Annotated in this window: 10 protein-coding genes; 3 read left to right on the top strand and 7 right to left on the bottom strand. The window is 62.6% G+C overall.

The genetic code is table 11. The annotated features are described in order from the left end of the window. Positions 1-91 precede the first annotated feature (91 nt). From rsxC to metG, 4 genes are all read right to left on the bottom strand, one after another. Positions 92-2,365: an electron transport complex subunit RsxC gene (gene rsxC, locus P8H27_RS10215; protein ID WP_289637220.1), complete on the bottom strand. Its 2,274-nt coding sequence runs from the start codon at positions 2,363-2,365 to the stop codon at positions 92-94. Next, on the bottom strand, positions 2,362-2,937 hold the full coding sequence (gene rsxB / locus P8H27_RS10210; RefSeq protein WP_289637219.1) for an electron transport complex subunit RsxB: 576 nt from the start codon (positions 2,935-2,937) through the stop codon (positions 2,362-2,364). Before rsxB ends, rsxC begins: the two co-directional genes overlap by 4 nt. After that, the gene (gene rsxA, locus P8H27_RS10205; protein ID WP_289637217.1) at positions 2,934-3,518 is read right to left on the bottom strand and encodes an electron transport complex subunit RsxA; all 585 of its coding nucleotides are present in this window, start codon (positions 3,516-3,518) and stop codon (positions 2,934-2,936) included. The genes rsxB and rsxA overlap by 4 nt, the downstream gene beginning before the upstream one ends. Positions 3,519-3,666: 148 nt before the next feature. Continuing rightward, positions 3,667-5,709 carry a methionine--tRNA ligase gene (gene metG / locus P8H27_RS10200; protein ID WP_289637318.1) on the bottom strand — a complete coding sequence of 681 codons (2,043 nt, stop codon included), beginning with the start codon at positions 5,707-5,709 and terminating at the stop codon, positions 3,667-3,669. 199 nt (positions 5,710-5,908) lie between these two features. Between metG and apbC the strand changes: the two genes are divergently transcribed. Further along, the gene (gene apbC, locus P8H27_RS10195) at positions 5,909-7,000 is read left to right on the top strand and encodes an iron-sulfur cluster carrier protein ApbC (RefSeq protein WP_289637215.1); all 1,092 of its coding nucleotides are present in this window, start codon (positions 5,909-5,911) and stop codon (positions 6,998-7,000) included. A gap of 106 nt (positions 7,001-7,106) precedes the next feature. Here the strand turns inward: apbC and P8H27_RS10190 are convergent, their stop codons facing one another. Further along, complete coding sequence (locus P8H27_RS10190; RefSeq protein WP_090498617.1) at positions 7,107-7,316, bottom strand: cold-shock protein; 210 nt, start codon at positions 7,314-7,316, stop codon at positions 7,107-7,109. A gap of 325 nt (positions 7,317-7,641) precedes the next feature. Here P8H27_RS10190 and dcd point away from each other — a divergent pair, with 325 nt between their 5' ends. Further along, complete coding sequence (gene dcd, locus P8H27_RS10185; protein ID WP_289637211.1) at positions 7,642-8,208, top strand: dCTP deaminase; 567 nt, start codon at positions 7,642-7,644, stop codon at positions 8,206-8,208. Positions 8,209-8,283: 75 nt separating this feature from the next. Here dcd and nadE read toward each other — a convergent pair whose 3' ends face one another. Beyond that, positions 8,284-9,111, bottom strand: coding sequence for an ammonia-dependent NAD(+) synthetase (gene nadE / locus P8H27_RS10180; RefSeq protein ID WP_289637209.1), 828 nt, complete (start codon positions 9,109-9,111; stop codon positions 8,284-8,286). 456 nt (positions 9,112-9,567) lie between these two features. Between nadE and P8H27_RS10175 the strand changes: the two genes are divergently transcribed. Continuing rightward, entirely contained in the window at positions 9,568-9,795 is a 228-nt protein-coding gene (locus P8H27_RS10175; RefSeq protein WP_289637207.1) for a hypothetical protein, read from the top strand. Positions 9,796-10,106: 311 nt separating this feature from the next. On the opposite strand, the gene P8H27_RS10170 is transcribed toward P8H27_RS10175, so the two are convergent. Continuing rightward, positions 10,107-12,644, bottom strand: a complete 2,538-nt coding sequence (locus tag P8H27_RS10170; protein ID WP_289637205.1) for a penicillin acylase family protein — start codon at positions 12,642-12,644, stop codon at positions 10,107-10,109.

The following is a 12,644-nucleotide window of genomic DNA, read 5'->3' as shown; positions in this document are numbered from 1 at the left end:
TTCAGAATCGTAGCCCGGATGCAATCCGGGGCATTGCCCGCGGGCACCCTCGGCACGGCCTCGCGGATTGCATCCGGGCTATGGGGGGCGGTTAGCCTGCGTGTTCCTGTAATTTCTGTTCGGCTTGCTCCAGGCGTTGACGGGCTTGCGCCAGGGCATCGGCGGCACTGCTCTCGTCGCGTTCCAGTTTGCGCAGGTCGGCGCGGGCGAAGGCCACTTCGGTTTTCAAGGTGCGGGTGGCGTCGTCGCTCGGCTGTTTATCCGTGCGCAGCGGCGTTGGCGCAGGCTTGCCGGACGCCGCTTCGGCGGCGTGCAGAGCCTGTTCGGCCTGGGCTAGCGCATCGCGCAGGCTGCTTAGTTCGGCGTCATCGTTGCCGGCTTTCTCGGCTTTTCTCAGCTCGGCGCGTTTCATCGCCAGTTCGATCTTGGCTTTTTTCAATGCGCCGTCGTCGGCTGGCTTGGCGGGCGGCACGGCTTGGCTTTGCAGGCTGGTCAGGGCCTGTTCGGCTGCCTCGAGCTGTTGGCGCAAGCGCGCCAGCTCGGCCTGCTGGTCGTCGTCCGGGGCTTCGAGTTTGTCCAGCTTGCGCAGTTGCGCGCGCAGCATGGCGGCGTCGATCTTGGCTTTCTTCAGTGCGCCGTCGTCCAGCGCAGGCGCTGCTGCGGCTGGTGGGCTGGCCGCCATGGCGGCATCCAGGGCCTGCTGTGCGGTTGTTGCGGCACTGCGCAGCTGGTCGACCTGGGCTTGCATCTCGGGCGTGGCGTGGGCCGCCAGTTGCTTTTCGGCTTTCTTCAGGGCGACCTGGGCCATGCTGGCCTCGATCTTGAGTTTCTTCAGTTCATCGCTGAGGCCGGCCGGCTTGGCGGCGTGCGCGCCGTCGGCAGTGCTGGCCGGCGCTTCGGCTTGGGCGGCCTTGGCGCGGACGGCTTTCTCGGTGCGGGCCTTGCGTTCGGCTTCTTTCTGTTCTTCGGCGCGGCGTAGGCGCTCTTGGCGCAGCTCGAAGCGCTGCTTGGAGTGTTCGGCCTTGAGTTGTTTCTGTTCCAGGTCGCGAATTTCGCCCTTGGCCGCGCGGTAGTACTGCACCAGCGGGATGCTCGACGGGCAGACATAGGCGCAGGCACCGCATTCGATGCAGTCGAACAGGTTGTGTGCCTTGAGTTGTTCGTGTTCCTGGCCGAGGGCGAAGAAGTGCAGCTGCTGCGGTAGCAGGTTAGCCGGGCAGACCTCGGCGCACTCGCCACAACGAATGCAGGGCATGGCCGGTGGCGGCGGTGGCAATTCGGCGCTGGTCGCGGCGAGCAGGCAGTTGGTGGTTTTGATCAGCGGTACGTCGAAGTCGGGCAGGCTAAAGCCCATCATCGGCCCGCCCATGATCAGGCGGTTGAGCTTGCTGCGGTCGAGGCCGGCAAACTCCAGCAGCTCGCCGACCGGGGTGCCAAATAGCACCTCGACGTTCATGGGCCGGGCCAGGGCTTCGCCGGTTAGGGTGGTGATGCGCGAGATCAGCGGTTGGCCGAGAATCACCGCATCGTGGATGGCTTTGCAGGTGCCGACGTTCTGGCAGAGGATGCCGATATCCGCCGGCAGGCCGCCGCTGGGGACTTCGACGCCGGTGAGGATCTGGATCAGTTGCTTCTCGCCGCCCGAGGGGTATTTGGTCGGGAAGACCCGCAGTTGATAGCTGCGCTCGCTCAAGGCGGCGCGCAGTGCGGCTATGGCTTCGGGCTTGTTGTCTTCGACGCCGATCAGCACCTGATCCGGCTGGATCAGCTGGGCGAGGATGTCGATGCCGGAGATCAACTGCTGGGTGCGCTCGCGCATCAACAGATCGTCGGCGGTGATGTACGGCTCGCACTCGGTGCCGTTGATCACCAGCGTATGGATTTTCTGCGTTGGCCGCGCGTTGAGCTTGACCGCCGTGGGGAAACCGGCGCCGCCCAGACCGCCGATCCCGGCCTGGCGAATCAGCTCCAGCAGGCTGCTGTTCTGCAGATGGCGGTAGTCCGGGCAGGGCGTCAGTGCGCACCATCGATCCAGGCCGTCGCTGTCGATGACGATGGCCGCGGCGAGCATGCCGGAGACGTGCGGGTAAGGCTGTGGGCCGATGAAGCTGATGATGCCGGAGGTCGGCGCATGCACTGGCACGCTGACGAAGCCATTGGCGGCGGCGATCAACTGGCCTTTAAGCACCCGCTCGCCCACGCTCACCACCGGCTCGGCCGGCGCACCAATATGCTGGTTTAGCGGCAGTACCAGGCGCTTGGGCAGCGGCGCGGGTCGGATCGGCGTGCGGTTGGAGAGTTCTTTACGCTCCGGCGGGTGAATGCCGCCGGGGATGTCCCAAACAAGGGGTTGCATCGCCGTCATGCTGCCTGCTCCCGATCGGTGGCGATCAACTGGCCGGGGGCCAGGGGTTTGCTCCACTTCCAGGTCTGCACGCTGCTGCCCACTGCAACCATGTCGATGCAATCCACCGGGCAGGGCTCGACGCACAGGTCGCAGCCGGTGCATTCGGAGACGATCACCGTGTGCATCTGCTTGGCCGCACCGACGATGGCGTCCACTGGGCAGGCCTGGATGCATTTGGTGCAGCCGATGCATTCGGCCTCGCGGATGTAGGCGACCATCTGCGGTTTTTCGCCTTCCACCGCGTCCAGCGGTTCGGCCTCGACATCCAGCAGGTCGGCCAGCGCCTGGATGGTGGCTTCGCCGCCCGGTGGGCATTTGTTGATCTTGTCGCCGCCGGCAATCGCCTCGGCGTAGGGCTTGCAGCCGGGATAGCCGCACTGGCCGCATTGGGTCTGTGGCAGCAGGGCGTTGATCTGCTCGGCGATCGGGTTGCCTTCGACCTTGAAACGCACCGCGGCGAAACCGAGGATGGCGCCGCATACCAGGCACAGCGCCAGCAGGGCAAGAACCGCGCTGAGCAACAGACTCATAGCTTGATCAGCCCGGTAAAGCCCATAAAGGCCAGCGACATCAGGCCGGCCGTGACCATGCCGATGGCGGCGCCCTGGAAGGATTTCGGCACGTCGGCGATGGCGATGCGCTCACGCATGGCGGCGAACAGCACCAGCACCAGGGAGAAGCCCAGTCCGGCGGCAAAGCCGTTGGCGGTGGCGCTGATAAAGGTGAACTCGGCCTTGTTGGCGTTCAGCAGGGCTACGCCGAGGACGATGCAGTTGGTGGTGATCAGCGGCAGGAAGATACCCAGCACGCGGTACAGCAGCGGGCTGGTCTTGTTCACCACCATCTCGGTGAATTGCACCACCACGGCGATCACCAGGATAAAGCTGATGGTGCGCAGGAACTCGATATCCAGCGGCTTGAGCACGTATTGCTGAACCAGGTAGCTGCACATCGCCGCCAGGGTCAGGACGAAGGTGGTGGCCAGGGACAGGCCGATGGCCGTCTCGATTTTCTTCGACACGCCCATGAAGGGACACAGGCCGAGAAACTGCACCAGCACGAAATTATTGACCAGGATGGCGCTGACCATGATCAAGGCGAGTTCGGTCATTGCGGGTTCCGTTGGTGGACAGGCAAAGGCCGTGGAAAAGGAGTGCCTATTATCGGCAAGCCGATCCGGCCACACAAGCTGGATCAGCGTCCTTGAGTGGCCGGCATAAGGCTGGTGTGCCGCGCTGGGGCAATCCGTCGCAGGGTATTTACTTGACCCGCTGGCCTGGTTTGGCGCCGCTGTCCGGGCTGAGCAGGTAGATTTCTTCGCCGCCAGGGCCGGCGGCCAGCACCATGCCTTCGGAAACGCCGAACTTCATCTTGCGCGCGGCCAGATTGGCCACGTACAGGGTTAGGCGGCCTTCCAGCTGGCTCGGGTCGGGGTAGGCGCTCTTGATCCCGGAAAACACGTTGCGCTTGGCATCGCCGATGTCCAGGGTCAGGCGCAGCAGCTTATCGGCGCCTTCGACGAACTCGCATTTCTCGATCAAGGCGATGCGCAGATCCACTGCGGCAAAGGCGTCGAAGGCGATTTCGGCGGCCAGCGGCTCTTTTGTCAGCTCGCCGTTGCCTGGTGCGGCGGGAGCGGTTGCGCTGGCGGCCAGGTCTTCTTTGGAGGCTTCGATCATGGCGTCGATTTTTGCAGGCTCGATACGGGTCAGCAGGGCGCTGAACGGGTTCAGTTGGTGGTCGGCCAGCAGGCTCTGGTGGTCGTTCCAGGTCAGCGGCGCGACATTCAGGAAGGCCTCGGCATCGGCGGCCAGTTTCGGCAGCACCGGTTTGAGGAAGATCAGCAATTGGCGGAACAGGTTGATGCCCAGGGCGCAAATGGCCTGCACCTCGTCCTGCTTGCCTTCCTGTTTGGCCAGGGCCCAGGGCGCCTTGTCGGCGATCCAGGCGTTGGCGCGGTCGGCCAGGCCCATGATCTCACGCATGGCGCGGGCAAAGTCGCGCGCCTCGTAGGCCTCGGCAATGCTCGGTGCGGCGGCTTGGAAGGCTTCGGTCAACTCGGGGGCGGCGTTGCCGGCGACCAGTACACCGGCATTGCCCTTGTGGATGAAGCCGGCGCAGCGGCTGGCGATGTTGACCACCTTGCCGACCAGATCCGAATTGACCTTCTGCACGAAGTCTTCGAGGTTGAGGTCGAGGTCTTCAATGCCGCGGCCGAGCTTGGCTGCGTAGTAATAGCGCAGGTATTCCGGGTTGAGGTGATCCAGGTAGGTGCGCGCCTTGATGAAGGTGCCGCGCGACTTGGACATCTTCTGCCCGTTGACGGTCAGGTAACCATGCACGTTGACCGCGGTCGGGGTGCGCAGGCCGGCGCCTTCGAGCATGGCCGGCCAGAACAGGGCGTGGAAGTTGACGATGTCCTTGCCGATGAAATGGTACAGCTCGGCCGTCGAGTCCTTGCCCCAGAAGGCATCGAAATCCAGCGCGGGATTGCGTGCGCAGAGGTTCTTGAAACTGGCCATGTAACCGATCGGTGCATCCAGCCAGACGTAGAAGTATTTGCCCGGCTCATCCGGAATCTCGAAGCCGAAGTAGGGCGCGTCGCGACTGATGTCCCATTCCTGCAGGCCGCCGTCCAGCCATTCGGCAATCTTGTTGGCCACCGCCTCCTGGAGCGCACCGCTGCGCGTCCAGCGTTTCAGCATGGCGTCGAATTCGGGCAGCTTGAAGAAGAAGTGCTTGGAGTCCCTGAGCACCGGAACGGCGCCGGAAATCGCCGAGCGCGGGTTCTTCAGCTCGGTGGGCTCATAAGTCGCCCCGCATTTCTCGCAGTTGTCGCCGTACTGGTCTTCGGCCGCGCACTTGGGGCAGCTACCCTTGATAAAGCGGTCGGCAAGGAACATGCCCTTTTCCGGGTCGAAGTACTGGGTCACCGAGCGGGTGGCGATATGCCCGGCATCGCGCAGCTTCAGGTAGATGTCCGCCGACAGCTCGCGGTTTTCTTCGGAATGGGTGGAGTGATAATTGTCGAAGTTGACCCCGAAGTCGGCGAAGTCGGCAGTGTGCTCGGCCTTGACGTTGGCGATCAGCTGTTCCGGGGTAATGCCTTCTTTCTCGGCGCGCAGCATGATCGCCGAGCCATGGGCGTCGTCGGCACAGACATACACGCACTGGTTGCCGCGCAGCGTCTGGAAGCGCACCCACATATCGGTCTGGATGTACTCGAGCATATGGCCGAGGTGAATCGAACCGTTGGCGTAGGGCAGGGCGCTGGTAACGAGAATCTTGCGGGCTTCGGTCATGTGATCGGCTGCACTGGTATAACGAAAGAAGTCGGCAACTATATAGCCGGCGCGGTTTTTTTTCATCCGCTGGATCGTCTGGACAGAGGGCTTTGTGTGCACCGGGTACTGGTTACGGGCTCGGGAGGCGGTGCGCGTGGTACGCCCGGCGAGGTAAGATACCCGCCTGTTCTGCTCGGTCTTTCCTTGGGAGTCTCTTATGTCCGTTACCCGCGCAGCAATCGAAGCTGCATTGTCCCAATACACCGATCCGCACCTCGATCAGGATCCGGTCAGTGCGGGCTGCTTGCGTGAAGTGGAGATCCAGGGCGGCAAGGTCAACGTGCGTCTGCAGTTGGGTTACGCCGCCGGCCTGTTTAAAAGCGGCTGGGCGCAGATGTTGCAAATGGCCCTGGAAAACCTCGATGGCGTCGACAGTGCCGAGGTGCAGGTCGACTGCGTGATCGAGGCGCACAAGGCGCAGACTCAGGTGCCGGCGTTGGCTAACGTGAAGAACGTGATCGCCGTGGCCTCGGGCAAGGGGGGAGTGGGCAAGTCGACCACCGCCGCCAACCTGGCGCTGGCGCTGATGCGCGAGGGGGCCAAGGTGGGGATTCTCGACGCGGATATCTATGGGCCTAGCCAGGGCATCATGTTCGGCATTGCCGAGGGTACGCGGCCTGAGGTGAGGGATCAGAAATGGTTCGTGCCGCTCAAGGCCCACGGCGTCGAGGTCATGTCCATGGCCTTTCTGACCGACGAAAATACCCCGGTGGTGTGGCGCGGGCCGATGGTCTCCGGCGCATTGATCCAGTTGATCACGCAGACCGCCTGGGATGACCTGGATTACCTGGTGGTCGATATGCCGCCGGGCACTGGCGACATCCAGCTAACGTTGGCGCAGAAGGTGCCGGTATCCGGTGCGGTGATCGTCACCACACCGCAGGATCTGGCGCTGCTGGATGCCAAGAAGGGGGTCGAGATGTTCCGCAAGGTGAATATCCCGGTGCTCGGTGTGGTGGAAAACATGGCGGTGCACATCTGCTCGAACTGCGGGCATGCCGAGCATCTGTTCGGCGAGGGTGGCGGCGAGAAGCTGGCGGCACAGTTCGGTGTCGACCTGTTGGCCTCCTTGCCGCTGTCGATGGCCATTCGCATGCAAGCCGACGGTGGCCAGCCGACCACTATCGCCGATCCGGAAAGCCAGATTGCCATGATCTATCAGGACATCGCCCGCCACGTCGGCGCGCGTATCGCCCAGGGCGAGCGGCAGGCGCAGGCGATGCCGAGCATCCTGGTCAGCGAGGACTGAATGGGTCAGCGCCGTGCGCACTGAGCGCACGGCGTAAATGACGGATCGGCGCCCACAAAAAAGCCCCGCGCATGGCGGGGCTTTTTCTCAAGCGGGTTAGATCAGGTTATACAACCTGAACTTCCTCGGCTTGCATGCCTTTCTGGCCGCGAGTAGCGACGAAAGTAACTTGCTGGCCTTCTTTCAGGCTCTTGAAGCCATCGCTCTGGATAGCTTTGAAGTGTACGAACAGGTCGTCACCGGATTGCGGGGTGATAAAGCCGTAGCCTTTCTCATCGTTAAACCACTTGACGGTGCCATTCTGACGATTCGACATGTTATGTCTCCTAACAAATTTAAATAACAGCCCTGGAAAAGCCCAGGCCGGGACTGAGTGCAACGAGTACTAGGAGTCGGACGATGTTTGGATCGAAATCTAGGCATCAAGTAGCGATTCGCGGTGACACATGCAGCACAGTGGCGCTACTGTACGCGCTTTTAACGCTAAGCGCGAACGCTCTGTAGGCCTTTTTGTTATTTGGCGACGGGCGATGTAAGGCAAGCGCTGTACGATGACATTGGTCGACAGCCTTTGAACCCTGTCGCCGGCCCCGGTAAGATGCGCTCACTTTTTCATCACCCGCTTATTCAGGACGCCCGCCATGAGCATCAAATCGGATAAATGGATTCGCCGCATGGCCCAAGAGCACGGCATGATCGAGCCTTTCGTCGAGCGCCAGGTGCGCACAGAAGGCAGTCAGCCGCTGATCTCCTTCGGTGTTTCCAGCTATGGTTATGACGTGCGCTGTGCCGATGAATTCAAGGTGTTCACCAACATCAATTCGGCCACCGTCGATCCGAAGAACTTCGATGCCAAGAGCTTTGTCGACATAAAGAGCGATGTCTGCATCATTCCGCCGAACTCCTTCGCCCTGGCCCGCACCGTCGAATATTTCCGTATTCCGCGCAATGTGCTGACCATCTGCCTGGGCAAGAGCACCTACGCGCGCTGCGGCATCATCGTCAACGTCACCCCGCTGGAGCCCGAGTGGGAGGGTCACGTGACGCTGGAGTTCTCCAACACCACGACCTTGCCGGCGAAGATCTACGCCAACGAAGGCGTGGCGCAGATGCTCTTTCTCGAGTCCGACGAGGAGTGTGAGGTGTCCTATAAGGATCGCGGCGGCAAATACCAGGGCCAGCTGGGCGTGACCTTGCCGAAAGCCTGATCGATTGGCCGCAGTAAGAAAAAGCCGGTTGCGCGCGATGCGGGAACCGGCTTTTTCTTGTCTGCGCTTTTGCGCTCAGGGCGCCAATGGCAGCTCGCGCTTATGCCGCGTGTTGTCATAAGTACGGGTGATGATGGCATAGGCCTCGTCGCGAACCGGCTGGCCATGTAGGAAGGCGTCGATCTCGGCGTAGCTGACGCCATGCGCTTCTTCGTCCGGCTTGCCGGGACGCAGTTCTTCCAGGTCGGCGGTGGGTACCTTGAACACCAGGTGTTGCGGTGCACCGAGCTGCTCGGCGATGGCGCGCACCTGGCCTTTGACCAGACCGCTGAGCGGCGCCAGGTCGCAAGCGCCGTCACCGAATTTGGTGAAAAAACCCATCACCGCCTCGGCCGCATGGTCGGTGCCGATGACCAGGCCGTTATTGGCGTTGGCAATGGCGAACTGGGCGACCATGCGCAGGCGTGCCTTGATGTTGCCGACCACGAAGTCGCGGCGTGCTGCGGTGAGCTTCTGCAGGTGGCTGACCTGCTCGCCGAGCCCATGCACGCTGCCTTCGATATTCACCGTATCTTCTTCGTCCGCGCGGATAAATTGCAGCGACGCCTGGGCGTCGTGCTCGTCATGCTGGGCGCCGTGAGGCAGGCGCACGGCAATGAAGCGGTAGGCGGCGTCGTTGGTCTCGTTGCGCAGTTCTTCCACGCTCAGTTGCGCGAGACGCCCGGCCGTCAGCGAATCGACTCCGCCGCTGATGCCCAGCACCAGTACTTTCAGGCCCGAGCTACGCAGGCAATCCTTGATAAAGGTTTTGCGCCGCTCGATCTCGGCCAGCAGGGCGCTGTCGTCGGCGAAGGGGGGCACTACTTTCAGAGCGGTGGCGATCTCGGTTTGGCGACTGCTCATGGTGGTTCCTTAGTGCAAGTCAGTTACGCGGATGATGTTGGTCGGAAAAACGGCAGCCTGCCGGTTATGGCATTGCCTCCGCTGGTGGCTGGTTTGCCGTCAGTGGCGGGCCGGTTACACCACGGCCGGACGGCTCACCCGCTGCTCGGCGGCGAGGTGGTCGCAGGCGCTGCTGGGGCTGGATCATAAGCCAACTGCGGCTTTGGGTTAACCGCCAATGGCCGTGCATGAGGGCGAAACTCAAGTAAAAAGCCGGAGAATCTCTCGATGCAGCAAGGCTAGCGGAGCGGCATGCAAGGCTGCGCAGGGGTTGGCTATTGACGCTGAAATATCTGGAAAACCTGTCCGGCGCGGATCGCCTGCAGCGATCGGGTTGCTTTGCTAGGGTGGGTCTAACCAGGATCGTGTCCGTTAGCTTGCGGACGATTGCGTATTTTAGTGCAGGAGGAGTCAGTCATGACCACGTGGAAGATCACCTACAGCAAAGATGAGCGCACCGAAGTGTTCGAGCTTCAATGCGCCAACAAACCGAGCATGGATCAGGCGGTAATGCAGCTGCTCAAAATGGCCGAGAAGCTCTACGAGCGCGAAGAGCCCAAAGACCTGCCCAACGAAATCCAGACGCCGGCCGTACGCCTGGCAGAATGTTATGGCATCACCATTACCGGCATTACTCGCGATTGATCATCGTTGCCGGTTCGGCCCAGCCGGCTGATTCCGTTGGGCTTCGTTGCTCGCAGCGAACCTCCTGCATAAGCGCCATTTCCGGGCAGGCCATCGCGGAGGGGGGAATTGCGCGCAAAAGAAAGGGCGCCAAAGGCGCCCTAAATGATGAACTATGGAGTAAGTCCGTTGATTCAGAGTCGAGGCTCGGCGGATTAGTTCAATCGCCGTCGATCGATGGCCATTAATTCGGCTATGCCCCGGTTATGTGTCGTGTGCGGGCGGCTCCTCATGGTCGCGGGTATCTGCAACGGTTAACGGGGGCAGAGCCACTAATTGCCGGGCATGAGGATCAGTCGTTTAGTGCCATAGGCCTTTTCAAGGTTCTCTGGCCGAAGCGGAAAGCTCATGTACTGGCCCTTGCGCCAGGCCGCGATACCGTCGGCATAGTGCTCGCTCGCCGGATTGCCGGATTGGCCGGAGCTGTTCAGGCCGAGCAGCGGCTCTTCGCGGCCGAAGTCGACGACGATGCGCATGGCCGGAATCAGCCAGGTGTCGAAGTCCTGTCCCCAGTTGTAGGCCGATACGTTGAGAGTGCTGTGGTCGCCGCCGGCCGGGTAGGGGCCGCGGTCGAGATAACCCTTCAGCGAGTTGATCCCGGCGCGCTGGCTGGCGCTCATGTAGGGCGCCAGTTTGCTGGTCTGCGTGATCCAGTTGTAGGTGTGCAGCTTGCCCCACTGCCAGGCGCTGCGCTCGGCGCCCAGTTTGGCTTCGGCAAAGGTCACGGCGGCGGCCAGGCTGCGCGCCAGAATGGCGGGCTTGTCTTGTTGTTGGGCGCTGCCCAGATCGTTCCAGAACGGACTGTCGTCGCGGCCAAGCAGATGGTCGGCCTGGGCCGAATAGGAGCGGTTGGCGGTTTCCACCAGGGCCAGCCAGGCCGGGCTGGTTTCGGGGCCCAGTTCGTCGAGAAAGATCTGTCGCGCGCTTTCGTGCAGGAAGGCGCCGTAGAGAGCCGCATCCGCCGAACCGGCGGCGAGGTTACCGTCGAACGCCATCAGTCGGCGGTAGGCTTCGCGCGCTTTTGCGCGTTCGGCTGTGGCTAGGGCGTCGATGGCTGCTTGCAGCGGCTCGGCCATGCCGGGGGCTGCGAGCATGCTTTGCAGCTTGCCGACGAAGGGAGTGGTCTGGTCGTACTGCATGGCAATCATGCTGCGGGTGTCGTGCTTGCCGCTGCCGGCCAGTTGCGCCAGGCGCTCGTAGCGATCCGGGTAGAACCAGGAATTGGACAGCTGCATGCCATAGCCGCGCGGCACGGTGCGGTGGTTGGCGCTACCCAGCCAGCCTTGCGGCGGATCCTGGTCATAGGGATGCAGCATCGGGTCGGCGAAGCCATCCCAGTCGTAGTGGCTGTCCCAGCCGGGCGAGGGCATCAGGCCAAGGCCTGCGCGGCGATTGGGGAAGCGCCCGGTGACTTGCCAGCCGATGTGCTGGGCGTCGGCGAAAACGATATTCAATGGCATGGCACGCACTTCGCGGGTGGCCTCGAAGGCTTGCTCCACCGATTGGGCGCGGGACAGGTCGAACAGCGCATCCAGGGTCTGATCCGCCTCGAACTGGGTGGTTTGCAGGGCCAGGCCGTAACCGCTGTTCAGTTGCAGGGGTTGCAGTGGGTGTTTGCGTTCGCCCAGTACCGAGTTGAGCAGTGGGCCGTGGCGGGTTTCGAAAATGCTTTCGCGGATCGGGCGCTGGCCTTTGATGAAGAAGGTTTCCTGGCGCTCCCGGGCGGGCAGCCATTTGCCGTCGGCCTGATAGTAGAGGCGGTCGCCCTGACGCTGGAGTTTCTCCAGGAATAGATCCTGGTTGTCGCCCATGACCATGGTCATGCCCCAGCCGAGTTTGCCGTTGAACCCGGCGACGATGGCGGGCACGCCGGCAATCGAAACGCCAGCGGCCTGGAATTTCGGCGAGCGGATCTGCACGAAGTTCCACGCCGAGGGCAGCGCCAGCGGCAGGTGGGTGTCGTTGGCCAGCAGGCTTTTGCCGCTGCGGCTGTTCTGCGGGGCTATGGCCCAGTTGTTCGAGGCGGCGACGCCGAGCATGTGTGCGCCGGCGAACTGGCTGGCGGCACTGCTGACGGCGGCCAGGCCGGGAATCTGCCCGCTCAGGGTCAGGCCCTTGAGTTTTTCGGCTTCGTCGAACGGCAAGGGTTCGTCCGGGTAGGTGGGCAGCAGCCAGGCGAGTTGTTCGCTACCGACTTTCTGCGCCAGCACCAGGGCGGCGATCTCTTCCTGCAGGTTGACTGCCAGGCTGAAGTTCAGCAGGCAGAACACCAGCACCGAGTCCTCGGCTTTCCAGTAGGGCGGGCGATAGCCGGACTGGGCCAGGTCCATCGGCAGTTTGTCGCGATAGCGGAACAGGTAGGCGTTGACGCCGCGGGCGTAGACCTCGAAAAACCGCTTCAACCGTGGCGAGGCATTGGCATAGAGCACTTCGGCGCTTTTCTTCAGATTGACCGCGCGCATCAGTCGGTCGATTTCCAGTACGCCGGGGCCGGCCATCTCCGCCAGTCGGCCTTCGGCCATCAGGCGCAGGCCGACCATCTGGCTGAGGCGGTCGCTGGCATGCACATAGCCCAAGGCGAACAACGCGTCGTGGAAAGTGTTGGTTTCGATCAGCGGCATGCCCAAGGCATTGCGCCGAACCACGACGCTTTGTGCCAAGCCCTGGATGCGTACACTGCCCTGATCCGGGGACAGGCTCGCGCGGTAACGGCTGTCGAGAAAAGATTGGCAACCACTTAGCGCCAGGCCGGCAGTAAGGGTGGCGGCGAGGCCCAGGTGGGCCGCGGGGCGGAATGCGCGCGATAGCAT

The sequence above is a fragment of the Pseudomonas sp. sp1636 genome, assembly GCF_030376615.1.
Lineage (GTDB): Bacteria > Pseudomonadota > Gammaproteobacteria > Pseudomonadales > Pseudomonadaceae > Aquipseudomonas.
This window is presented reverse-complemented; position numbering and strand designations above follow the sequence as displayed.